19 protein-coding genes and 1 pseudogene are annotated in these 23,378 nt (G+C 53.4%); 9 read left to right on the top strand and 11 right to left on the bottom strand.

Annotated features, from left to right (window positions below):
• Window positions 1-109 precede the first annotated feature (109 nt).
• Window positions 110-1,498: a diguanylate cyclase gene (locus ACU8YC_RS11820; RefSeq protein ID WP_151218553.1), complete on the bottom strand. Its 1,389-nt coding sequence runs from the start codon at window positions 1,496-1,498 to the stop codon at window positions 110-112.
• An 80-nt stretch (window positions 1,499-1,578) separates the two neighbouring features.
• A complete protein-coding gene (locus ACU8YC_RS11815) occupies window positions 1,579-2,211 on the bottom strand; it encodes a LysE family transporter (RefSeq protein ID WP_210904691.1) in 633 nt (210 codons plus the stop codon).
• Window positions 2,212-2,485: 274 nt separating this feature from the next.
• Here ACU8YC_RS11815 and yahO point away from each other — a divergent pair, with 274 nt between their 5' ends.
• Window positions 2,486-2,761 carry a DUF1471 family periplasmic protein YahO gene (gene yahO, locus ACU8YC_RS11810; protein WP_151218555.1) on the top strand — a complete coding sequence of 92 codons (276 nt, stop codon included), beginning with the start codon at window positions 2,486-2,488 and terminating at the stop codon, window positions 2,759-2,761.
• Window positions 2,762-2,793: 32 nt separating this feature from the next.
• Here the strand turns inward: yahO and prpR are convergent, their stop codons facing one another.
• Complete coding sequence (gene prpR, locus ACU8YC_RS11805) at window positions 2,794-4,404, bottom strand: propionate catabolism operon regulatory protein PrpR (RefSeq protein ID WP_151224820.1); 1,611 nt, start codon at window positions 4,402-4,404, stop codon at window positions 2,794-2,796.
• Between the two features lie 252 nt (window positions 4,405-4,656).
• Between prpR and prpB the strand changes: the two genes are divergently transcribed.
• The 4 genes from prpB to prpE all read left to right on the top strand — a co-directional run bounded on the left by prpB (window position 4,657) and on the right by prpE (window position 10,207).
• Window positions 4,657-5,538: a methylisocitrate lyase gene (gene prpB, locus ACU8YC_RS11800; protein WP_151218557.1), complete on the top strand. Its 882-nt coding sequence runs from the start codon at window positions 4,657-4,659 to the stop codon at window positions 5,536-5,538.
• Window positions 5,539-5,618: 80 nt separating this feature from the next.
• Window positions 5,619-6,788, top strand: a complete 1,170-nt coding sequence (prpC, locus tag ACU8YC_RS11795; protein ID WP_003838667.1) for a bifunctional 2-methylcitrate synthase/citrate synthase — start codon at window positions 5,619-5,621, stop codon at window positions 6,786-6,788.
• Between the two features lie 40 nt (window positions 6,789-6,828).
• On the top strand, window positions 6,829-8,280 hold the full coding sequence (locus ACU8YC_RS11790; protein ID WP_187259338.1) for a bifunctional 2-methylcitrate dehydratase/aconitate hydratase: 1,452 nt from the start codon (window positions 6,829-6,831) through the stop codon (window positions 8,278-8,280).
• 40 nt (window positions 8,281-8,320) lie between these two features.
• Window positions 8,321-10,207 (top strand): propionate--CoA ligase, encoded by a 1,887-nt coding sequence (gene prpE / locus ACU8YC_RS11785; RefSeq protein WP_446895360.1) that lies wholly within the window; start codon window positions 8,321-8,323, stop codon window positions 10,205-10,207.
• Window positions 10,208-10,313: 106 nt separating this feature from the next.
• Here the strand turns inward: prpE and lacA are convergent, their stop codons facing one another.
• From lacA to ACU8YC_RS11765, 4 genes are all read right to left on the bottom strand, one after another.
• A complete protein-coding gene (gene lacA / locus ACU8YC_RS11780; RefSeq protein WP_446895359.1) occupies window positions 10,314-10,925 on the bottom strand; it encodes a galactoside O-acetyltransferase in 612 nt (203 codons plus the stop codon).
• A gap of 29 nt (window positions 10,926-10,954) precedes the next feature.
• Window positions 10,955-12,208, bottom strand: coding sequence for an MFS transporter (locus tag ACU8YC_RS11775; RefSeq protein WP_187252955.1), 1,254 nt, complete (start codon window positions 12,206-12,208; stop codon window positions 10,955-10,957).
• Between the two features lie 54 nt (window positions 12,209-12,262).
• On the bottom strand, window positions 12,263-15,340 hold the full coding sequence (locus tag ACU8YC_RS11770; RefSeq protein ID WP_446895358.1) for a beta-galactosidase: 3,078 nt from the start codon (window positions 15,338-15,340) through the stop codon (window positions 12,263-12,265).
• Window positions 15,341-15,461: 121 nt separating this feature from the next.
• The gene (locus ACU8YC_RS11765; RefSeq protein WP_151224824.1) at window positions 15,462-16,544 is read right to left on the bottom strand and encodes a LacI family DNA-binding transcriptional regulator; all 1,083 of its coding nucleotides are present in this window, start codon (window positions 16,542-16,544) and stop codon (window positions 15,462-15,464) included.
• 163 nt (window positions 16,545-16,707) lie between these two features.
• On the opposite strand from ACU8YC_RS11765, the gene ACU8YC_RS11760 reads away from it, so the two are divergent.
• Window positions 16,708-17,316 carry a class I SAM-dependent DNA methyltransferase gene (locus ACU8YC_RS11760; RefSeq protein WP_151224825.1) on the top strand — a complete coding sequence of 203 codons (609 nt, stop codon included), beginning with the start codon at window positions 16,708-16,710 and terminating at the stop codon, window positions 17,314-17,316.
• Here ACU8YC_RS11760 and ACU8YC_RS11755 read toward each other — a convergent pair.
• Window positions 17,313-18,263 (bottom strand): GlxA family transcriptional regulator, encoded by a 951-nt coding sequence (locus tag ACU8YC_RS11755; RefSeq protein ID WP_446895357.1) that lies wholly within the window; start codon window positions 18,261-18,263, stop codon window positions 17,313-17,315. The two genes, ACU8YC_RS11760 and ACU8YC_RS11755, sit on opposite strands and share 4 nt — an antisense overlap.
• An 18-nt stretch (window positions 18,264-18,281) precedes the next feature.
• Window positions 18,282-19,058 carry an MBL fold metallo-hydrolase gene (locus ACU8YC_RS11750; protein WP_446895356.1) on the bottom strand — a complete coding sequence of 259 codons (777 nt, stop codon included), beginning with the start codon at window positions 19,056-19,058 and terminating at the stop codon, window positions 18,282-18,284.
• 407 nt (window positions 19,059-19,465) lie between these two features.
• Between ACU8YC_RS11750 and ACU8YC_RS11745 the strand changes: the two genes are divergently transcribed.
• Both ACU8YC_RS11745 and ACU8YC_RS11740 read left to right on the top strand, forming a co-directional pair.
• Complete coding sequence (locus ACU8YC_RS11745) at window positions 19,466-19,711, top strand: DUF2543 family protein (RefSeq protein ID WP_151218563.1); 246 nt, start codon at window positions 19,466-19,468, stop codon at window positions 19,709-19,711.
• A gap of 86 nt (window positions 19,712-19,797) precedes the next feature.
• Window positions 19,798-20,274 (top strand): cold-shock protein, encoded by a 477-nt coding sequence (locus tag ACU8YC_RS11740; protein ID WP_187252951.1) that lies wholly within the window; start codon window positions 19,798-19,800, stop codon window positions 20,272-20,274.
• A gap of 108 nt (window positions 20,275-20,382) precedes the next feature.
• On the opposite strand, the pseudogene ACU8YC_RS11735 reads toward ACU8YC_RS11740, so the two are convergent.
• Together ACU8YC_RS11735 and ACU8YC_RS11730 are read right to left on the bottom strand one after the other, a co-directional pair.
• Window positions 20,383-20,572, bottom strand: a pseudogene (locus tag ACU8YC_RS11735) (putative quinol monooxygenase); the annotation flags it as partial.
• Window positions 20,573-20,707: 135 nt separating this feature from the next.
• Complete coding sequence (locus tag ACU8YC_RS11730; protein WP_446895355.1) at window positions 20,708-21,520, bottom strand: DNA-binding transcriptional regulator; 813 nt, start codon at window positions 21,518-21,520, stop codon at window positions 20,708-20,710.
• 192 nt (window positions 21,521-21,712) lie between these two features.
• Between ACU8YC_RS11730 and ACU8YC_RS11725 the strand changes: the two genes are divergently transcribed.
• The gene (locus ACU8YC_RS11725) at window positions 21,713-23,377 is read left to right on the top strand and encodes a bifunctional 3-(3-hydroxy-phenyl)propionate/3-hydroxycinnamic acid hydroxylase (RefSeq protein WP_446895354.1); all 1,665 of its coding nucleotides are present in this window, start codon (window positions 21,713-21,715) and stop codon (window positions 23,375-23,377) included.
• Window position 23,378 lies beyond the last annotated feature (1 nt).

Here is a 23,378-nt window from a genome sequence, read left to right as displayed (position 1 = left end):
ATTCCCTCATATTTTCCCACTTACATTCAGCGGGGTTAGCTCAGGGATATGCTAACGCGACTCAGATATGATGTATTTGATTTGCATCTTATTAAGCGAATGATAACGGTCATTCATGGTAAACCTCAACGCGGTCGCGGCCATTGCTTTTTGCCAGATATAGTGCGCGATCGGCTTTATCAACCAACTGTTTATAGTCGGGATGATAGTCATATTCGGCAATACCAATACTGACGGTAATAGAAAATGACTCTGTTGCTGAGGTTGTCATGCGCATCTCGGCAATCTTCATGCGCAGTGTTTCCAGAATAATACTGGCCTGCGATTTGTCAGACTCGACGAGCAGAATCATAAATTCTTCGCCACCATAGCGGAATACGTAATCGCTGCTGCGGATATGATCATATATGATCGCTGCAACGTTTTTGAGCGTCTGATCGCCGGTGTTATGTCCGTAGCTGTCGTTGATTTGCTTAAAGTAGTCAATATCCAGCATTGCCAGGGTAAAAGGCTTACGCGTATGCAACGCCAGCGAAATCTCACGGCGCATAATCGTTGGAATAAAACGCCGGTTAAGCAACTGAGTCAGTGAGTCCTTACCATTTTCCTGCTTAACCAGCGCGTCAAACATTGAGGCGAGCAGGAAATGGATTTGTGCCGATAGCTGGCGAATATCCTGCAATAAGCTCATCCGCTCAGATTCTGTCGGCTGATGCTGATGCGACAGGGTGGTTGTCAGACGGCTGTCGATCTCTGTAATCAGTGATTCCATCTTTTTCAACAGATTGCTGCTGCCGAGAATGTGTTTTCCCTTGTGTGAGAACCACATACCGAAATCAGAATTCGCCAGAAGCACCATCTCACCGAAAGGCATTCCGGTGGCGATGTTATAGATAAACTGGTTTTCCCAGTCGGTAAATGAACGGATTTGCCGCTCGCGCTCGACGTTAACGTCATCGTAAATAGTCTGCAGGCGGTACTGCTCCTGCGTATGCATTGAGTTTTGAAAACTGGGGGAATAGGAGACCGTCATGGCCTCCAGCGCCGTGTCCATTGCCAGGCTGCTGAAACAGATGGCATCGCTCAGCAGGGCGGGTGAGTCATGCGCTTTGTTTTTCAGGACCCGATACAATTCATCTTTCAGTTTACGCGCGCCGCGGTTCACCAGATCGATGGGCAGACCAATACGGGCATGCACCACGCCAATTTTGCGCTGTTTGGCCAGGAGTTGTGAGAGATCTTCATGCGCGCTACCAAGGACACTGCGCAGCCAGTCAAACATGCTGCCGCTGAGGCGGGTGCTGACTTGCTCTGTATTGAGGAACAATGCGCTCTCCGCGTGGGAGAGCATATAGTCATAAAAAACGGTTACTAAATGACGAATCTCCTCATCGCTTAATGACATCAGGAGCGAATGAACTTCTGGAGATGTTTGACGTAACAGCGCCTGCCATTCTGTAAGGAGTAATGTGTCGTTTACCGGATCAACTTGTTCCATCTCACAACCACTCAAAATACGATTAAAAAATTCAGGCGGTATTACGGACAATTACCTCACGATGGTCAAGTTAAACTCTCTTATCGATGGCTAATACCTTCATAAATAAGCCTGAGCGCGAAGATACCAATAATTGCGCCAATCACCCGACTGGCAACGCGTTGGATTCGGCCATATGCACGGCGTACAGCGGGTAACGAAAATGCCTGGCTGAGAAAAATACGCCAGATAATGGAAGACAACACAATACCAGCCCAGGCCATCAGCCTGGCCCACGTTGGCGTGTCTGCGCTTAAGGTGACCGAGAAGATACTAATAAAAAACAGTACGGTTTGCGGATTAGATAAATCCGTTAATAACCCACGGCGGAAAAACACATACCACGGGGCGGAAAGCGGCTGCTGTAACGTTGGCATTTGCGGTGTCGCCTGATGGCGAATGCTATTCCAGGCAAACCATAGTAGATAGGCTCCGCCAACAATCTTTATCAACGAAAAAATCTCTTCACACTGGGTGATAAGCGTCGCCATGCCAAACAGCCCAAGGCCGGAGTAGAATGCATCGCCTAGGGCCACACCCATACCGGTCATCACCCCCGCACGCCGCCCTGACGCCAGGCTGGTTTGCACCACCACAAACAGGTTCGCGCCGGGATTAAAAAAGGTTAAAACAAACAGGCTGACGGTGAGCACGACGGCATGTAGCGGTTCCATAGACAACCATTCCTCAAATATTCATAAAGTTAACACTATAATTTCAGCGAGCGGGCTGTTCTGAGGATCAACTCACACTGGCTATTGAAACTTTGAACAAGTTGATGTGCTGATACTCGATGGCGCAGTTTTATCTGCGCCACAAAATTTCTATATATTTCTGCTGAGTGTGGATTTTTTATCCAGTTTGGACTAGTTATTAATCATCCTTGAATCGCGTTATCTCATGTTCAGGGATGGATGATGGCATCATAACAAAACCTGGAGCTCGTCTATGAAAACTGGAATTAAAGTACTTATTGGTGCATTAGCTTTTGTCGTGACCAACGCATATGCCGCAGAATTTATGACAAAACTTGAGTTTGAAAAGGTTGAGTCGCAGTACACAAAAATCGGTGATATCTCAACGAGTAATGAAGTTTCTGTCGCAGATGCCAAAGAAGAACTGCTGAAGAAAGCCGAACAGAAAGGTGCCGATGTTGTGGTATTAACTTCCGGTCAAACGGATAATAAAATCCATGGCACAGCCAATATCTACAAGAAAAAATAATACGCTGCTGTAAAAATCACGACTCCCGTCGGTCATTGTGCTGGCGGGTTTTCTTTTAATCTACGCCAGAATGTGGTTCGGCTTACCCCGAGATATCGCGCGGCCGCAGTTTTATCACCATTAAATTGCGCCAGTACCTGCTGCGGCGTCAGCGCTGAGGATACCTGTGGCGTGTCAGCCGCAGCGGCCAGTTCTGGTAACAGCTGCTGCAAAAATTGTATGTTTAGTTCCGGCTGTGGCTCGACGCTTAAGAACAACGCAAGGCGCTCCATCATATTACGCAGTTCGCGGATATTTCCCGGCCAGCCATAATTCAGTAACGTCGGCTGACTCAGACTCAGCCCCTTGCGCACAGACTCAGAAAACGGCACGTCCAGATCCGCCAGCGACTGTTTTAAAAAACCTTCCGCCAACGGCAGGATATCGGGTAAGCGCTCGCGTAGCGGCGGCAGCGTGAGGCGTAATATGCTCAGGCGATAAAACAGATCGGTGCGAAACTCACCCTGTTTCATCTCCTGCTCCAGGTTGCAGTGCGTGGCGCTGATCACCCGTACATCGACCGGAATCGGCTGATGTCCCCCAACCCGGGTAACCTCTTTTTCTTCCAACACGCGCAGCAGTCGGGTTTGTAACGGCAGCGGCATTTCGCCTATCTCATCAAGAAACAGCGTTCCGCCGTGGGCGATTTCAAACAGGCCCGCGCGTCCTCCCCGACGGGAGCCGGTAAAGGCGCCATCCTCATAGCCGAACAGTTCCGCTTCCAGTAGTGATTCGGTGATGGCCCCGCAGTTGACGGCGACAAACGGCGGCGAAGGTTTACCGCGCCGATTCTCCTGACGGGTGAAAAACTCACGATGAATGGCCTGCGCCGCCAGCTCTTTACCGGTGCCGGTTTCGCCCTGAATCAGCACCGGGGCGCGGGAGCGGGCGTAAAGCATAATAGTGTGCCGCACCTGTTCCATTTGCGCAGAGTGGCCGCGCATATCCCCCAGCGCATAGCGGGTACGTAGCGTATCGCCGGACGCGTACTGACCGTTTCTGTGCAGCGTCAGACGCGTCATATCGAGTGCATCAACAAAGGCCTGGCGCACGGTGGCCGCCGAATAGATAAAGATGCCGGTCATGCCTGCTTCTTCAGCCAGGTCAGTAATCAACCCCGCGCCGACTACCGCTTGTGTACCGCTGGCCTTCAGTTCGTTGATTTGTCCACGAGCATCTTCTTCGGTGATATAGCTGCGCTGTTCAAGTTGCAAATTGAAGGTCTTTTGAAAGGCGAGAAGCGCAGGGATAGTTTCCTGATAGGTAATGACACCAATCGACGAGGTGAGCTTACCTGCTTTTGCCAGCGCCTGTAGCACGTCAAACCCGCTGGGTTTAATCAGAATAACCGGGATCGATAGACGGCTTTTCAGATACGCCCCGTTGGAGCCTGCCGCAATGATGGCATCGCAACGCTCGGTGGCCAGCTTCTTTCGGATATACGTCACCGCTTTTTCAAAACCCAACTGAATAGGGGTGATGGTTGCCAGGTGGTCGAACTCCAGGCTGATGTCGCGAAACAGTTCGAACAGACGGGTGACAGAAACCGTCCAGATAACCGGTTTGTCGTCGTTCACCCGCGGCGGAAGATGCCTATCAGCCATAACCAACCCAAAAAAGTAAGGAACCCAATAATGGGTTTAGTCGTGTTTCATAAATGTTGCAATGAAACGTTAAGGTCGGTTTCATGAAACGATAGCTGACACGCTTTTGTACAACAAAGATACAGGAATTTATTTTAATCTATTGTTTTTGAAGGTGAATATATAAATTAATTAAAAATTAAGGTCTTTGGCATATCCCTTGCTTTAGGTAAATCAACGAATGCTAACAAGTTGATAACAAGAGGACGGGATATGTCTCAACACTCCCCAGGGCTGGCGTTTCGCGCTGCGCTCACTAAAGAAAATCCATTACAAATCGTTGGCACCATCAACGCCAATCACGCTCTGCTGGCCCAACGCGCCGGGTATCAGGCGATTTATCTCTCCGGCGGCGGTGTGGCGGCAGGGTCGTTAGGGCTGCCGGATCTCGGTATTTCTACCCTTGATGATGTGCTGACCGATATTCGTCGCATTACTGATGTTTGCCCGCTGCCCTTGCTGGTGGATGCGGATATCGGGTTTGGATCGTCAGCGTTCAATGTGGCGCGTACCGTGAAGTCGATTTCCAAAGCTGGGGCTGCCGCGCTGCATATTGAAGATCAGATCGGCGCCAAGCGCTGCGGCCATCGCCCGAACAAAGCGATCGTCTCTAAAGAAGAGATGGTCGACAGGATCCGCGCTGCGGTGGATGCACGTACCGACCCCAACTTTGTCATCATGGCGCGGACCGATGCGTTGGCAGTGGAAGGGTTAGAGGCGGCCATCGATCGTGCCCAAGCGTACGTCGAAGCCGGCGCGGACATGCTGTTTCCGGAAGCCATCACCGAGCTTGCGATGTACCGCCAGTTTGCCGACGCGGTGCAGGTGCCGATCCTCGCCAACATTACTGAATTTGGCGCTACGCCGCTGTTCACCACCGATGAATTGCGTAGCGCGAACGTTGCGATGGCGTTGTATCCGTTATCGGCCTTTCGCGCCATGAACCGCGCTGCGGAAAAGGTTTACAACGTGCTGCGCCAGGAAGGAACGCAGAAGAGCGTGATCGACATTATGCAGACGCGCAACGAACTGTACGAAAGCATCAATTATTACCAGTTCGAAGAGAAACTCGACGCGTTGTATAGCAAAAAGTAACCGTCTTAGGCCGGATAAGGCACAGCCGCCATCCGGCAATAAATTTGTACCCTACATATTATAAAAATGACGAGGACAACATGAGCGACACAACGATCCTGCAAAATAGTACCCATGTCATTAAACCTAAAAAATCGGTTGCGCTGTCAGGCGTTGCCGCCGGAAATACCGCGCTGTGTACCGTAGGCAAAAGCGGTAACGACCTGCACTATCGCGGTTACGATATTCTCGACCTGGCGCAGCAGTGCGAATTTGAAGAAGTCGCACATCTGCTGATCCACGGGAAATTACCCACCCGCGATGAACTCACCGCCTATAAAAGCAAACTCAAAGCGCTGCGCGGACTGCCGGCTAACGTGCGCACCGTGCTGGAAGCGCTGCCAGCCGCCTCGCATCCGATGGATGTGATGCGCACCGGCGTCTCCGCGCTGGGCTGTACGCTGCCGGAAAAAGAAGGTCATACCGTCTCCGGTGCGCGCGATATCGCCGACAAGCTACTGGCGTCGCTCAGTTCAATCCTTTTGTACTGGTATCACTATAGCCATAACGGCGAGCGTATTCAGCCAGAAACTGACGATGATTCTATTGGCGGTCACTTCTTGCACCTGCTGCATGGCGAAAAGCCGTCGCGAAGCTGGGAAAAAGCGATGCATATTTCGCTGGTGCTGTACGCCGAGCACGAATTTAACGCCTCCACCTTTACCAGCCGCGTGATTGCCGGGACCGGCTCCGATATGTATTCCGCGATTATCGGCGCGATTGGCGCACTGCGTGGTCCGAAACACGGCGGAGCGAATGAAGTGTCGCTGGAGATCCAACAGCGCTACGAAACGCCGGACGAAGCCGAAGCGGATATCCGTAAACGCGTGGAAAACAAAGAAGTGGTGATTGGTTTTGGTCATCCGGTTTACACCATCGCTGACCCGCGCCATCAGGTGATCAAGCGCGTGGCGAAACAGCTTTCTCAGGAAGGCGGTTCGCTGAAAATGTACAACATTGCCGACCGTCTGGAAGACGTGATGTGGGAAACGAAAAAGATGTTCCCCAACCTCGACTGGTTCTCGGCGGTCTCCTACAACATGATGGGCGTCCCCACTGAAATGTTCACCCCGCTGTTTGTCATCGCCCGCGTCACCGGCTGGGCGGCGCACATCATCGAACAGCGTCAGGACAACAAAATTATCCGTCCTTCCGCCAATTACACCGGCCCGGAAGATCGCGAATTTGTCCCGATTGAAAAACGTTGCTAATTCAAAAACCTCTAAAGATAAAAAACAGGAAATGTACCCTATGTCCGCACATATTTCGAACGTCCGCCCGGAATTTGACCGTGAAATCGTTGATATCGTTGATTACGTCATGAACTACGAGATCACCTCGAAGGTGGCGTATGACACCGCGCATTATTGCCTGCTTGATACATTAGGCTGCGGCCTGGAAGCGCTGGAATATCCGGCCTGTAAAAAACTGCTGGGACCGGTCGTCCCAGGTACAGTGGTGCCGAACGGCGTACGCGTACCTGGCACCCAGTTCCAGCTCGACCCGGTGCAGGCGGCGTTTAACATCGGCGCGATGATCCGCTGGCTGGATTTTAACGATACTTGGCTCGCCGCTGAGTGGGGTCATCCTTCCGATAACCTCGGCGGTATTTTGGCCACGGCTGACTGGCTGTCACGCAATGCGGTGGCGGTGGGGAAAGCGCCGTTGACCATGAAAAAAGTGCTGACCGGCATGATCAAAGCTCATGAGATTCAGGGCTGTATCGCGCTGGAAAACTCGTTTAATCGCGTTGGTCTCGATCACGTCCTGCTGGTAAAAGTGGCCTCCACGGCGGTGGTCGCTGAGATGCTCGGGCTGAACCGGGATGAAATTCTCAACGCCGTGTCGCTGGCGTGGGTCGACGGGCAGTCGCTGCGTACTTATCGCCATGCGCCAAATACCGGTACGCGTAAATCCTGGGCAGCAGGCGATGCGACCTCACGCGCGGTACGTCTGGCATTGATGGCGAAAACCGGTGAGATGGGGTATCCGTCCGCGCTGACGGCGAAAACCTGGGGCTTTTACGATGTCTCTTTCAAAGGCGAATCGTTCCGCTTCCAGCGCCCGTACGGCTCTTATGTGATGGAAAACGTGCTGTTTAAAATCTCCTTCCCGGCAGAGTTCCACTCGCAGACCGCGGTAGAAGCGGCAATGACGTTGTACGAGCAGCTACAGGCCGCAGGTAAAACGGCGGCGGATATCGAAAAAGTCACTATTCGCACGCATGAAGCCTGTATCCGCATCATCGACAAAAAAGGCCCGCTGAATAATCCGGCGGACAGGGATCACTGTATCCAGTATATGGTTGCCATTCCGCTGCTGTTCGGGCGCTTAACGGCGGCAGATTACGAAGATGGCGTGGCGCAGGACAAACGCATTGATGCCCTGCGCGAGAAGATCAACTGCTTCGAAGATCCGGCTTTTACCGCTGATTACCACGATCCGGAAAAACGCGCCATCGCCAACGCCATCACTCTGGAGTTCACCGACGGTTCACGCTTTGAAGAAGTGGTGGTGGAGTACCCAATCGGCCACGCGCGTCGTCGTACTGACGGCATACCGAAGCTGGTCGAGAAGTTCAAAATCAACCTGGCGCGTCAGTTCCCGACCCGACAGCAGCAGCGCATTCTGGATGTCTCCCTGGACAGAACTCGCCTGGAGCAGATGCCGGTCAATGAGTATATGGATCTCTTCATTATTTAAACCAGCGTGCAGCAAGGCGTAAGTTCAACAGGAGAGCATTATGTCTTATAGCGAGTTTTATCAACGTTCTATAACGCAACCGGAGTCGTTCTGGGCCGAGCAGGCCCAGCGTATTGACTGGCAGCAGCCGTATACGCAGGTACTGGATCACAGCAACCCGCCGTTTGCCCGCTGGTTTTGCGGCGGCATGACCAATCTGTGCCATAACGCCATCGACCGTTGGCTGGAGAAACAGCCCGAGGCGCTGGCGCTGATTGCGGTGTCATCCGAAACCGAAGAAGAGCGCACGTTTACCTTTCGTCAGCTGTATGACGAAGTGAACGTCGCGGCGGCAATGCTGCTGTCGCTGGGCGTACAGCGTGGCGATCGGGTGCTGGTGTATATGCCGATGATCGCCGAGGCGCACATTACGCTGCTGGCCTGCGCGCGCATTGGGGCAATTCATTCGGTAGTGTTCGGTGGGTTTGCTTCACACAGCGTGGCAGCGCGCATCGACGACGCCCGGCCGGTGGTTATCGTCTCGGCGGATGCCGGGGCGCGTGGGGGCAAGATCCTGCCGTATAAAAAGCTGCTTGATGATGCGATCGCACAGGCGCATCACCAGCCGCGTCATGTGGTGCTGGTCGATCGTGGTCTGGCGAAAATGGCGCGGGTCGAGAGGCGTGACCTCGACTTTGCTACCCTGCATCAACAGCATCTCGGGGCGCGGGTGCCGGTGACCTGGCTGGAATCGAACGAAACTTCCTGCATTCTCTATACCTCCGGGACAACCGGTAAACCGAAAGGCGTGCAACGCGATGTTGGCGGTTACGCGGTGGCGCTGGCGACCTCGATGGATACCATTTTCGGTGGTAAAGCGGGCGGCGTGTTCTTTTGCGCGTCGGATATCGGTTGGGTAGTTGGACATTCCTATATCGTGTATGCCCCGCTGCTGGCGGGGATGGCGACGGTAGTTTATGAAGGGCTGCCAACGTACCCGGACTGCGGCGTGTGGTGGAAAATTGTTGAGAAGTATCAGGTCAGTAGGATGTTCTCGGCCCCGACAGCTATCCGCGTGCTGAAGAAATTCCCGACCGCGCAAATCCGCAATCACGATCTCTCCTCGCTGGAGGTGCTGTATCTGGCGGGGGAACCGCTGGACGAACCAACTGCCAGTTGGGTAACGGAAACGCTGGGTGTCCCGGTTATCGACAACTACTGGCAGACCGAATCCGGCTGGCCAATTATGGCGATTGCCCGCGGGCTGGACGACAGGCCGTCGCGTCTGGGCAGTCCTGGGGTGCCGATGTACGGCTACAACGTACAACTGCTCAATGAAGTCACTGGTGAACCCTGTGCGGCGAACGAAAAGGGCATGTTGGTGATTGAAGGCCCGCTGCCGCCGGGCTGTATCCAGACCATCTGGGGCGATGACGCGCGGTTTGTGAATACCTACTGGTCGCTGTTTTCTCGCCAGGTGTACGCCACCTTTGACTGGGGCATTCGCGACGCCGATGGCTATTACTTCATTCTGGGACGTACGGATGACGTAATAAATGTGGCTGGACACCGACTCGGTACGCGAGAGATCGAGGAGAGTATTTCCAGCTATCCGAACGTTGCGGAAGTGGCGGTGGTCGGCGTGAAGGATGCGCTTAAAGGGCAGGTGGCGGTGGCGTTTGTCATTCCAAAACAGGGCGACAGCCTGGAAGACAGCGACATCGCGCATTCCGAAGAGAAGGCGATTATGGCGCTGGTGGACAGCCAGATTGGCAATTTTGGCCGCCCGGCGCACGTCTGGTTTGTATCGCAACTGCCGAAAACACGTTCCGGTAAAATGCTCAGACGGACGATCCAGGCGATCTGCGAAGGCCGCGATCCCGGCGATCTGACGACCATTGACGATCCCGCGTCGTTGCAGCAAATCCGTCAGGCTATCGAGGAATAGCTGTTTTGACCAGGCCCGGTGGCGCGAAGCTCACCGGGCCTACAAACGGCACAACTGGTAGCCGGATGAGTCGCAATGCGGCACCATTCGGCTCTTATGCCCGGTATCAAAGAGCATGTTCTAATTTATAGTTTTTATAATAATATTGCTTATCTCTGTCATTTATCTCGCGGATAACCCGACAGGGAATCCCCACGGCCACGACATTTGCCGGAATGTCTTTTGTGACGACGCTCCCCGCGCCAATCACGGAATTATCGCCAATCGTTATGCCTGGATTAATGACCACATTACTGCCAATCCATACGTTATTGCCGATGGTGACCGGAAAGGAAAACATCTCTCCGGATTGCCTTAATTCATGATGAACAGGGTGACCTGTTACTGAGATGGTGACGTTTGGCGCAATTAATACGTTATTGCCAATGCTGACCGTGTAATCATCCACAATGGTAAAGTTAAAATTGGCGTAGAAGTTTTTGCCAATGTGAATATTGCTGCCGTAAGAGAAATAAATCGGGGGCTCGATCCACGCATTCTCTCCCACGGTGGCAAACATTTCACGAATCAGTTTTTCCCTCTTTTTAATCTCCGATGGACGCGTGTGGTTAAATTCATACATCAACTCTTTTCCGCGCAATCTCTCTTCCGGCAGCCCTTCGCACATATCGGTATACAATCTGCCTGCTTTTATTCTGTCTCTCATAGACATGCTCATCGCAGCTATTCCTTTATTGTCATTCGTCTTCAGACTTGTTTGCTTGTTTGAGTGAAAACGCGGGAAAATGGCCCGGGCCCGCTAAGGGTAAAGACGGAAATCAGGGTGAAGCTCAGCGCAATTATTCCCAGTACCAGATAAGCCCCTTGGAAACCAATACTCTCATACATTTTTCCAGCCAGGACTGACATGAAAATCATGGCTAACTGCTTGAAGAAGCAGAAACACACCAGATAAATCGTCGCCGAGAAACGCACTTCAAACTGACTGGTGATGTATTTGAAGCAACCGACGATCAGGAACGGTATCTCAAACATATGCAACGTTTTGAGAATAACGACCTCCAGCGCAGAGGTGGCAAAGGAGGAGCCGATGATCCGCACCGACATAATCATCCCCGCCAGCAGCAGAGCGTTCTTACCGCCGATGCGATTCACAATCAGCGGCGCAAAGAACATGATTGAGGCATTGAGTAATTCCCCCATGGTCGTGACGTAGCCAAACACTCGGGTGCCTTGTTCGCCGGTGGCAAAGAACGAGGTAAAGAAGTTGGCGAACTGCTGGTCAAACACGTCATAAGTACAGGACACGCCGACCACGTACAGAGAGAGGAACCAGAGCTTCGGCTGTTTGAATAACTCCAGCGCCAGCTTCAGGCTGAATGCCGAGTTGTTGGCGCCTACCGCATCCGCGACTTTTGCAGAAGAGGGCGCATCGGTTTTTGAAAAGAGCAGCAGCAATGCCAGGATCACCGCGCAGCCAGAACCTAACCAGAAGACAAACTGGTTGTTGATGGTGAACATAATTCCGGCAATCGAGGCGCACAGCGCCCAGCCCACGCAACCGAACATACGCGCGCGACCAAATTCAAAGTTGCTTCGGCGGCTGGCCTTTTCAATATAGGCTTCAATCGCCGGGGCACCGGCATTGTAAATAAAACCAAGGTAAATTCCACCGACAATCGACCCCAGTAAAATATTAACCTGTAACAACGGGCCAAAGACGTAAATAAAGAACGGGGCAAACATCACCAGCATTCCGGTAATCACCCACAGCAGGTGTTTACGCAGACCAAGCTTATCGGAAAGCAGCCCAAAAACCGGCTGGAACAATAATGAAAATAGCGAAATACAGGCGAAAATAATTCCCGTATCCCCTTTACTGATGTGGTTTACATCGTGTAACCAGATAGGGAAGAAGGGGAAATATGCACCCATAATGAAAAAATAAAAGAAGAAAAAAAAGCCAAACATCCAAAAGTTCGTGTTCTTTAAATAATACATAATGGACTTCCTTAGGCAAAATAAGGGCAGGTTGCGACCTACCCTTTATTATGTTTAACCCCAGATAACCTGGTAGTGGTAACGCCCTGCGCTCAGTAGAAATTCCGGTGATACCGAAGGACTCCACGAATCATCGCCACCGACGCCCATATGGAAGCCATCAATATTGAGCCAGCTACCCGCTTCCGGTTGCAGCAGATGGCGGTGGCTGGTTTCCATCAATTGCTGCTGGCTAAAGCGGCTGATGTTGAACAGGAAGTCTCCGCGCCACTGGTGCGCGCCGTAGTGCAGTTCTCGCGTGCCGCAGCGCAGACCGTTTTCACTTGGAAAAACATACGGCGTGTACATTTCATCGAGCGATAAATCCCAACGGTCGAAACAGGCGGCGCTCAGCCTGTCCGGGTAGTTCTCATGCGGGCCAAGACCTAACCAGTTCACCCGCTCAGCGACCTGCGTCAACTGGCAGCTCAGACCGATACGGGCCGGATGCGGCGTGTCGCTGGCGACGTTGACATCCACCGTTATCTGCATTTCACCCTTGCCGTCAATACGGTAGCTTTTTCGGCTGATGAACAGCGTTTCACCCTGATACTGCCACACATGTTCGGTGGTAATCAGAACCGCATTGCTCAGCGTGTCGGCTGCACAGTGCAGTAACGTTGCCTCGACCTGATAATGACCGGCAGACTTCCAGCGTTCGACCCAGGCGTTAGGGTCGATGCGGGTTGACTCGCTCACGCCGATGTCGTTGTCCAGTGGGGCACGGATGAACTGATCGGTTAGCGGAGTTAACAGTTGGGCTGTATCGCCAATCCAGTACTGTGCCAGCAGGCCAGACTGACGGTCGAATTGCCAGCGCTTGTTGCCGCTCTCAACAGTAAAGACGTTTTCGCTAGCGTTAAGCTGTGGCGCGATGTGGGCAGTTGGCAGTTGCGGCAGGCTGAGTTTCTCTTGAAGCTTCCATTGCTGCCAGGCGCTGATGTGCCCGGCGTCTGACCACGCAGTTGCCTGAGGTTGTTCTACGCGTACCGTCAGCCACACCTGACCTGCGGTTTTCGGCATCGGGACATCTGGCAGGGTAATCACCTGGCGACCCTGTGGAGCGATATCCAGAACGATTTCTCCGGCGGCTAGCGGGTTGCCATCCTGGGCGATCGACCAGTGCAGAACTTCGTTATCGCTGCGGCGGAACAGATATTCGCTGGTCACTTCAATCTGGCGTTCAGCGCCCGGCAGTAACGTGAACTGGAAAAACTGCTGTTCATGTTTGGCCTCATATAACGCCGGGTGTGGGGTGCGATCGGCGAACACCAGTCCGTTCATGCAAAACTGACGATCGTTAGGTGTGTCGCCAAAATCACCACCGTAGGCGGACCATGCCTTGCCGTTTTCATCATATTTAATCAGCGACTGATCCACCCAGTCCCAGACAAAGCCGCCTTGCAGGCGCGGATATTGACGGAACGCTTGCCAGTATTTGGCGAAGCCGCCAAAACTGTTGCCCATGGCGTGGGCGTATTCGCAAAGGATCAGTGGACGTTGCTCGCCGGGCATCGACAGCCACTTTTTAATCGACCATTTGGGTACGGCGGGGAAGGGCTGATCCTGATCGACGCGGGCATACATCGGGCAAATGATGTCAGTCGCCGTAGTATTTGCGCCGCCGCCTTCATATTGTACCGGGCGTGACGGGTCTTCTGATTTTATCCAGCGGTAGAGCGCGTCGTGATTGACCCCATGACCGGATTCATTGCCCAGAGACCAGATGATAATGCTCGGATGGTTGCGATCGCGCTGTACCATGCGCGTAACGCGCTGGCTCATGGCTGGCAACCACGCGGGATCGTCAGTGAGGCGATTCATCGGCACCATGCCATGGGTTTCAATGTTGGCTTCGTCCACCACGTACAGCCCGTAGCGATCGCACAGCGTGTACCATAACGGATGGTTCGGGTAATGCGAGCAGCGCACGGCGTTAAAGTTGTTCTGCTTCATCAACAGAATATCCTGCACCATCGTTTCTTCGTCCATAACCTGACCATTGACCGGATGGTGCTCATGACGGTTGGTGCCGCGAATCAACAGTGGCTTACCATTGAGTAACAGCAGTCCGTTTTCAATGCAAACCTGACGAAAGCCGACGTCATAGGCTTCCGCTTCAATCAGCGCTCCGTCCGCGGTGCGTAACTGCACAACGGCACGGTACAGATTGGGTGTTTCGGCACTCCACAGCGCCGGGTGTTCGACGTTCAGACGCAGGGTAACCCGGTCATGATAAGCACCGCGTTCATCAATAATCTCGCTGCCGAGTGGAGAAGTCGTTTCGGTTGTGAGCGTTTCTCCCTCCCACAATTGAAGGGCTACGCGTAAATCTTCGCTCGCGTTGCCCGCCACTCTGACTTCCACTGTCAGCGCAGCGCGGCTGAAGTCGTCGTTAAAACGGGTATTAATGCGCAGGTCGCGAATTTGCGTTGTAGGCTTATGTAGTAAAGATACGTCGCGAAAAATACCGCTCATGCGCCACATATCCTGGTCTTCCAGATAGCTGCCATCGCTCCAGCGCAGCACCATCACCGCCAGACGGTTTTCGCCGTGCAGCAGATAATCGCTAAGATCGAATTCAGATGGCAGGCGGCTGTCCTGTCCGTATCCCACCCAGCGGCCGTTGCACCACAAATGAAATGCGGAGTTCACGCCGTCAAAAATAATGCGCGTCTGACCCTCATCTAACCATGCATCGTCAATATTGAATGTGAGCGAGTAACATCCTGTCGGGTTCTGTGCCGGAACGTACGGGGGGTTAACCGGAATCGGATAGGTGACATTGGTATAAATTGGGGCGTCGTAGCCGTCCATCTGCCAGTTAGAGGGGACGTTGATAATGTCAGCCTGGGGCAGATCGCTTGTCAGCCAGCTTTCCGGCACTGCCTCTGGCGCGGGAAACCAGGCAAATTGCCACTGGCCATTCAGCGAGCGTAACTGAGTCGAGTGCTGATTAGTACGCGCGTCATCTGCTGAACGCCAGCTACAGAACGGTGGGTGCGCCTCCAGGCGGTTGAGCTGCGTAACGCCGGGATTTTCCCAGTCGCGACGTTTCAGAACAGCGGAGAGTGAATCTGTGTTCAGGTTCATAACGGTATCCTGTTTGAATTTGTTATTCGCTCACAATTTCAATCAAAATACGGATAAGCGATCCCAACTGTAAAGGATGGGGCGTTCAATGAGTGAACTGACTCACACAATTGTTACGCGTTCACAATTTGGGGGTGAGCTGAGAAACTTGCCGCGCAAGCTGGATCAGTGAATCGGCCAGCGCCTGGGGCGAGGTGGTCTGTGTATCGGGTGGCAGAACTGTTTGGCGCTTAACCAGGGTGACGGGCAGTAATTGATTGCCAACGGTTGATTCACCACGGGGAAGTTGCAGCAGCCTGTCGACGCTGGTTTCACCCAATAACGGAAAATCCTGCCTGATGGTAGTCAGCGGTGGAATGTAGCAGGCGCTGTCTTCGGTGTCATCGTAGCCGATCACCGAGATATCCACCGCCACCCGCAGACCGAACTCGCTGATTGCACGCATCGCGCCTAGCGCCATTTGATCATTAGCGACCAGCATGGCGGTGGGGAGGTTGCCGTCATTAAGCATATGCAGCGTTTGCTGAAAACCGGACATCGCGCTCCAGTCGCCTTCCAGCTCCGCGACGGGTTTTAGCTGGTAGTGCGCCAGATATTTATGCCACCCCGTATGGCGAAGCCTTGCCGACACTGAAGTATGCGGCCCGCTCAGCAGGGCAATCCGCTGATGTCCATGCTGTACCAGATGTTCAACGCCGAGGCGTGCGCCGTCGTCATGGGAGAAAATCACGCTGTTAATCGGTGTCTGGTCAGAGACATCGAGAAACAGTACCGGCACCGTACCGCAGGCGGTGGCCACGGCAATGGCATCTTCTTCATCCAGCGGATAGTTGATGATAAGTCCGGTTACGCGTTGAGAAAGCAGGTTGTGGACGGCGGCTTTACATGCCTCAACGCCGCTACGCTCGACCATGGCGATCACCACGCTGGCACCGGACTGGTCGGCGCGGGATTTTATGGCGGCCACGATTTGCGAGGGGGCATGCAGGGCAAGGTTCGCCGTCACGACGCCAATTAGCGGCGTCTGTTTACCTGCCAACTGCTGTGCGACGCGGTTGGGGATGTAATTGAGCTCCGCCATCGCGGCCTCAACTTTCTGTCGGGTTTTTGCGGAAACGTGGCTGGCCTGATTCACGACGCGAGAGACGGTCTGGTAAGAGACACCTGCATGGTCTGCCACATCGTATAGCGTTACCGGTTTCACGTTTATCACCCCTGTCATGACGTTATCTGCGCGCTATGATGCCACAGCGGGAAGGTTTTGGGGTATTTACGCATGGGTTATGCGAGGCGCATTCCAGGGTTGCGGATTGTGTGCTGGAGGATTTATCGTCGTGATGCTGAACGGAATAAAAAGTGAGGACATCGTGAGCGACTCTGCGGCAAATAATATTTTGTCCATCTACCGACGCCATGCGGAGGCTTTTGCCAGCCAGCGCTCTCGCGCCTTGTTTGAGAAAAGCTGGCTGGACAAGTTCATTACCGTAATGGGCGGGCAGGGCTGCATTGTGGATATTGGCTGCGGCAATGGTCAGCCGATTGCGGATTATTTTATCCAGCAAGGCTTTCAGCTGACGGGCGTTGATGGTTCCCCGGAAATGCTGGCGCGGGCGCGGCACTCTTTCCCCGCACAGCGCTGGCTGGAGCAGGATATGCGCGAGCTGGCGCTTAACGAGACATTCGACGGACTGATCGCCTGGGACAGCTTTTTCCATTTAACCCAACCGGATCAGCAAAAGATGTTCCCGATTTTTGACCAGCTCAGCCATCCTGGCAGCGCGCTGATGTTTACCAGTGGTACGGAAAACGGCATTGCGATGGGGGAATTTGAGGGCGAACCGCTGTTTCACGCCAGCCTCGCGCCGGATGAATACCGCGCATTGCTGTCAGCACACGGCTTTACGGTGGTCGAGATGGTGATGGAAGATCCGCACTGCGCCGGGCATACCATCTGGTTGGCGCAAAAAAGAAGCTAGTCGCCGCGAAAGGTTCTACGCCATTCTGCCGGGCTAACGCCAAAGTGGGATTTAAAATGCTGGCGCCAGGTGACGGGCGACTGGAAACCAACTTGTTCGGCGATGCGCTCAACGGGCAATGGGCTGGATTCCAGCAACGTCTGGCTACGCCGAAGACGCTCGGTAATCAACCAGTCGGCTACGCTCGACCCGGTGGCCTTCATAAAGTGGCGGGTCAGGGTGCGGCGACTCATCATCACCCGCTGTGCCAGTTCGTCGAGATTATGCGGTTCGTGGAGATGCTGGCGCAAATAGTCGAGCAAGGCGTTGATGCGTTGATCCTGGGTATTTTTCGCTACCGGTTGTTCGATAAACTGCGCCTGACCGCCCTCGCGGTGCGGTGGCACGATCATCCGTCGGGCAATCTGATTCGCCACCGTGCTGCCAAAACGCTGACGGATGACATACAGACAGCAATCCAGCGCCGCAGCGGTGCCTGCCGAGGTAATAATTCCGTCGTCATCCACGTACAGGGCGTTGATATCCAGACGGGCCGCCGGGAAGCGCGCCTGAAAATCCTGCTCGAACTCCCAGTGCGTAGCCGCCCGTTTTCCATCCAGCAGGCCGGCATATCCAAGGACAAACGCTCCCAGACATAGCCCGACAATCTGTGCGCCGTTTTGTCGTGCGCGGTTGAGCGCATCCAGCAAGCTTTGTGGTGGACGATGTGCGGTGGTGCTCCACCAGGGGATCACCACGATGTCGGCGGCCTCTACCGCTCCATAGCCGTAAGCGGCAGTAATTGAGAAGCCATCCTGCGAGGAAATGATGCCCGGTTTTTCGGCGCACAGTTGCACCTCGAAACGCTTTTTCGTTGCCACTTTGTCACTGAAAATAATGCACGGCACCGAGAAGTGAAACGGGCTGAAATCTTCCACGGCAACAATGGCGACGTTGAGCGGCTGCATACGATTCCTCTGTGGATGTTAGAACGTCAGGGTTTCGCCATCTTCCGGCACGTTAATGAATTGCGCAATCTGGTTGTCGCGGGCGTACTCTTTCAGCACCTCTCGGGTCAGCAGACAGTGGTTAATCGCCTCCATATGGGTCGCCACAATGTGTGCTTCGGGTAGCGTGAAGTGGGTTTTCAGCACATCTTCCGCGCCCATAATAATTGGGCCAAACCCGATAACGTGGGCAAAACCTGCATTCAAAATAACCACGTCTGGCTGGAATGTCCGCATGTTAGTTTCCACCTCATCGCGCCAGATGGTGTCACCGACCAGATACAGCGTTTTTTCTGCCGGATGCTGGAATATAACCCCACAGGCATCACCCAGACGCTCCGCCATTTGTGGGATAGCGTAGGCGCGATCTGAGCCGTGCTGGCCGCCGGTTTTACGCAGGGTGATATCGCCGATCACGGTGTTCTGCATCAGGACGGTCAGTTGTGTGAACCCCTGACCCCGCAACACCTGTGCGTCCTGCTCATTTTGCACATAGATCGGTTTATCTTTCGGGACGATGCGAGCCGCAGCTTCATCCCAGTGGTCTTCATGCAGATGGGTGACGATCAGCGCATCAACGTTGAGCAGCGTGTCGATATCGACACGCAATTCCACGGTCGGGTTGCGGATCTCGGCGCGCGCCGTTCCGGCAAAGCCTGGATAAGCCCCTTTCTTCGCCAGCATCGGATCAACCAGAAAAGTTTTACCGCCAAAGGTGATGCGCTGCGTAGCGTTACGGATTTGCGTAATGTTCATGGTGTTTACTCCACGTGTTGGGTCTGTGGTGTCATCGTAGAGTGTTGTCCAGAAGATGAATGTGGGCAAATGGGCGACTAGCGATGAGATTGGGCCAATTGCATTCAGCCTGCAGTAAATGTTATTTACTGCGTTTAATCTCCGTCTCATTGCCTAAATTAATAAACATCTATCTTCCTTTTTTCTGCATTATTTATTCTGCAGGTATTATCAGAGTCTGAATAAAAATGCAGTTATTTTAATAAAAGGAAGATTTATTAAATTCGAAGCGACTCCGGAAAATAGTGTTGATATCTGCTACGCATCACAGACAGGAAACAGATCGCGAACCACGAAATAAGAATGCTATCATTCACATCAGACACGGCAGGAACCTGCTGGCCCACGCATTCACCTCGGAGTACCTGATGAACAACGACATAGCGCTAAAATATTATGATATCGCTGACGAGTACGCGACCGAAGCGGCAAAGCCGGTGAGCGACGCTGAACGCGACGCGCTGGCGCACTACTTCCAGCAGTTGATCACCCGTCTAATGAACAACGAAGAGATCAGCGAAGAAGCACAGCAGGAGATGGCAACCTTGGCCGGCGTCGACGCGCAGCGCATCGATGATATCGCGGAGTTTCTCAATCGTTGGGGTAACGAGTAGCCAAAGGTGTGGCCTGTGTTTTACACTGCGCGCAAATTGAGTAGGTATACTCTACAAGTAATAGGTTTAATCAGGCGGAAACAGCAATGAACGGAACAATCACAACGTGGTTTAAAGATAAAGGCTTTGGATTTATCAAAGATGAAAACGGCGATAACCGCTATTTTCATGTGATTAAGGTTGCGAATCCTGAGCTGATCAAAAAAGACGCGGCGGTGACCTTTGAACCCACCACCAACAACAAAGGCCTGTCTGCCTATGCGGTGAAAGTCATTCCGGACAGCAAATACATCTATATTGCAGGTGAGCGCCTGAAGCTTACCTCTATCAAATCATACCTGGTCTACAGCGAAGACGTTCCTGCCGAGACCCGTATCGATAAAGAGAACGCGGTACTGTCTGTTGGCGTGCTGATGAACAGCATCCGACCGAAATCAGACGTCAAGCCTGGCGAAATGCGCACGCTGAAAAAGCTGGCCATCACCACCTTCCAGGGCACGACGCTGATCTTCTCGGAAGATGAAATCGATATCGACGAGACGGTGAAACTGCTTAAAGTCTGAAGCCCTTCAGAGTGAATGAATGCCGAAACGCTGCTCTTTCTGAGTGGGTTTCGGTTTTTTTGCATCAAATAGTCAACTCAGTAATTTAAGCCTTCTGTAATAAATGCCATCGAGAGCCGCGTGCTCTGGCCATTCTTCTATAAAAATAACATGGCCCGGATCTTTTTCATCAATATAAAGGTTATAAGCAATACAGCGCGGTTCTTTCCTGGTGGTCGATATTTGCTCACGATACAAAGCAAGACCGGTTTCAATATACTCAAGTTTGATGAAATCATTCGGCAATAATCTTTAACATTCAACCTCCTGGCAAAAAACGTAAGCACACTATGTAATGAAGATATATTGCGGGGAAGACGCCACAGTGATATATCGGTCGGTGAGTGAGTTATTCCAGCGCTCAATCAGATTATCTGCATAACTGTGATCAACTTCACCTCCCGGCAACCAAAATCTCCTGTGACTCGACGCCGTCCTCTATCTGTTTCGCCACCTTTTGTAAGGCTGGAAGATGCTTTTCCGCAGCCTGTTCGATGGTCATGGCGCTGGCCATATACACCAGATTCAGGCAGCCGATGACCCGCTGTTCGCTGCGGATGGGAACGGCGATAGAGGCGATTTTCTCCTCCTGATCCCAGCCGCGATAGTTCTGGCCAAAACCGTCTTTTCGCGCACGAGCCAATATGGCGTCGAGCTTTAAGGGTTCTCGCGCCAACTGGAACTCTTCTCCCGGTCGTGAGGCCAGCATTTCAATCAGTTCCTGACGTTCATTTTCCGGGCTAAATGCCAGCCAGGTCAGGCCGGAGGCGGTTTTCAGCAGCGGCAGTCGACGCCCGACCATCGCCCGGTGAAACGACAGGCGGCTGAAGCGGTGGGTGGTTTCACGCACCACCATGGCATCCACATCCAGCGTGGAAACGTCAGTCGGCCAGATCACCTCGCGTAGTAAATCTCCCAGCAGCGGGGCGGCCAGCGCAGAAATCCACTGCTCGTCACGAAATCCCTCGCTGAGCTGGCGGACTTTAATGGTTAAGCGAAAGCTGTCATCGGACAAGCTGCGTCGGACGTAACCTTCATCCTGCAACGTTTCCAGCAGCCGCCTGACCGTGGTGCGGTGCAGGCTGCTCAGCTCAGCCAGCAGGCCAACACTGGCCCCGCCATCGAGTCGATTTAACATATTTAATAACATTAATCCGCGCGTTAGCCCGCGCACGGTTTTGTATTCGGTGTTGTCATCATTTTTCATATTCGTTGACAAATCTAAAGGTAAAACAACGTTGTGCACCTGGTGCACATCCAGGCATGTTTTGATTGTAGCGCAAAAACTCACTTCTATACTGACCGCACAATAAAAAATAATTTACATCTTTTTAACAAAACGCAATTGCACCTCACCTGGGGTAGCAATTGCGTTTTGACCGAGTCGTGAGGTTCTGAAATGACAACAATAAACCCTGATATCCAACCCGCAGTGCAACACACCGTTCAGGTCGCGATTGCCGGAGCCGGTCCGGTAGGGCTGATGATGGCGAACTATCTTGGCCAGATGGGCATTGAAGTGCTGGTGGTGGAGAAGCTCGACACGCTTATCGACTATCCCCGTGCTATCGGGATTGACGATGAAGCGCTGCGCACCATGCAGTCCGTCGGTCTGGTCGAAAACGTGTTGCCGCATACCACTCCGTGGCACGCGATGCGTTTCCTCACCCCGAAAGGCCGCTGCTTTGCTGATATCCAGCCGATGACCGACGAATTTGGCTGGTCGCGGCGCAACGCGTTTATTCAGCCGCAGGTGGATGCAGTGATGCTGGAAGGGCTGTCGCGTTTTCCCAACGTGCGCTGCCTGTTTTCCCGCGAACTGGAAGCCTTCAGCCAACAGAACGGTGAAGTAACGCTGAATCTGAAAGCGCCGGACGGCCAGCGCGAAACGGTGAAAGCCCAGTGGCTGGTGGCCTGCGACGGCGGGGCCAGTTACGTCAGACGGTCGCTGAATGTGCCATTTGAAGGCAAAACCGCTCCAAATCAGTGGATTGTGGTGGATATCGCCAACGATCCGCTCAGCACACCGCATGTGTATCTGTGCTGCGATCCAGTGCGCCCGTATGTCTCCGCCGCGCTGCCGCATGCGGTGCGCCGCTTTGAATTTATGGTGATGCCGGGAGAAACCGAAGCACAGCTCAGTGAGCCGAAAAATATGCGCCAGTTGCTGAGCAAAGTGCTGCCGAACCCGGACAACGTCGAACTGATCCGCCAGCGTGTGTATACCCATAACGCCCGTCTGGCCGAACGTTTTCGTATTGACCGCGTGCTGCTGGCGGGCGATGCGGCGCACATTATGCCGGTCTGGCAGGGGCAGGGGTACAACAGCGGCATGCGCGATGCCTTTAACCTGGCGTGGAAACTGGCGCTGGTGATTAAGGGCAAAGCCGGTGATGCGCTGCTGGATTCCTACCAGCAGGAACGTCGCGACCACGCCAAAGCGATGATCGATCTCTCCGTGACCGCAGGCAACGTACTGGCGCCGCCGAAACGCTGGCACGGTGCTGTGCGCGACGGGGTTTCCTTGCTGCTGAACTACATTCCGCCGGTCAAACGCTACTTCCTTGAGATGCGTTTTAAACCGATGCCGCAATACCACTCCGGGGCGCTGGTGCGTGAGGGCGACGCGAAAACTTCTCCGGTCGGCAAGATGTTTATCCAGCCGAAGGTGACGCTGGAAACCGGCGACGTGACGCTGCTCGACAATGTCATCGGACCGAATTTCGCTGTAATCGGTTGGGGGTGTAACCCGCTATGGAGCATGAGCGAGGCGCAGATCCAACAGTGGCAGGCGCTGGGCACGCGGTTTATCCAGGTGGTACCCGACACGCAAATCAGCACCGAGCAGGATAACTATGACGGCGTGACCCGCCTTGGCGATACGCAAAACCGCCTGCGCGCGTGGTTTGCCCAACATAACGCCTCGCTGGTGATTATGCGCCCGGACCGTTTCGTCGCTGCTACCGCTATTCCGCAAACCCTGGGCAGTACCCTGAATAAACTGGCGTCGGTGATGACCCTCACTCGAGTAAGCGCCGACATTCCCGTTGAAAAGGTAGCCTGAT

The organism is Citrobacter sp. VF227, assembly GCF_052950715.1.
This window is presented reverse-complemented; position numbering and strand designations above follow the sequence as displayed.

Coding starts and splice junctions, on each gene's coding strand:
- ACU8YC_RS11820 (WP_151218553.1), bottom strand. CDS start 1,498: ATGGAACAAGTTGATCCGGTAAACGACACATTACTCCTTACAGAATGG.
- ACU8YC_RS11775 (WP_187252955.1), bottom strand. CDS start 12,208: ATGTATTATTTAAAGAACACGAACTTTTGGATGTTTGGCTTTTTTTTC.
- ACU8YC_RS11770 (WP_446895358.1), bottom strand. CDS start 15,340: ATGAACCTGAACACAGATTCACTCTCCGCTGTTCTGAAACGTCGCGAC.
- ACU8YC_RS11815 (WP_210904691.1), bottom strand. CDS start 2,211: ATGGAACCGCTACATGCCGTCGTGCTCACCGTCAGCCTGTTTGTTTTA.
- prpR (WP_151224820.1), bottom strand. CDS start 4,404: ATGGCTGATAGGCATCTTCCGCCGCGGGTGAACGACGACAAACCGGTT.
- ACU8YC_RS11750 (WP_446895356.1), bottom strand. CDS start 19,058: ATGAACATTACGCAAATCCGTAACGCTACGCAGCGCATCACCTTTGGC.
- ACU8YC_RS11790 (WP_187259338.1), top strand. CDS start 6,829: ATGTCCGCACATATTTCGAACGTCCGCCCGGAATTTGACCGTGAAATC.
- prpC (WP_003838667.1), top strand. CDS start 5,619: ATGAGCGACACAACGATCCTGCAAAATAGTACCCATGTCATTAAACCT.
- ACU8YC_RS11755 (WP_446895357.1), bottom strand. CDS start 18,263: ATGCAGCCGCTCAACGTCGCCATTGTTGCCGTGGAAGATTTCAGCCCG.
- prpE (WP_446895360.1), top strand. CDS start 8,321: ATGTCTTATAGCGAGTTTTATCAACGTTCTATAACGCAACCGGAGTCG.
- ACU8YC_RS11725 (WP_446895354.1), top strand. CDS start 21,713: ATGACAACAATAAACCCTGATATCCAACCCGCAGTGCAACACACCGTT.
- yahO (WP_151218555.1), top strand. CDS start 2,486: ATGAAAACTGGAATTAAAGTACTTATTGGTGCATTAGCTTTTGTCGTG.
- lacA (WP_446895359.1), bottom strand. CDS start 10,925: ATGAGCATGTCTATGAGAGACAGAATAAAAGCAGGCAGATTGTATACC.
- prpB (WP_151218557.1), top strand. CDS start 4,657: ATGTCTCAACACTCCCCAGGGCTGGCGTTTCGCGCTGCGCTCACTAAA.
- ACU8YC_RS11740 (WP_187252951.1), top strand. CDS start 19,798: ATGAACGGAACAATCACAACGTGGTTTAAAGATAAAGGCTTTGGATTT.
- ACU8YC_RS11730 (WP_446895355.1), bottom strand. CDS start 21,520: ATGAAAAATGATGACAACACCGAATACAAAACCGTGCGCGGGCTAACG.
- ACU8YC_RS11745 (WP_151218563.1), top strand. CDS start 19,466: ATGAACAACGACATAGCGCTAAAATATTATGATATCGCTGACGAGTAC.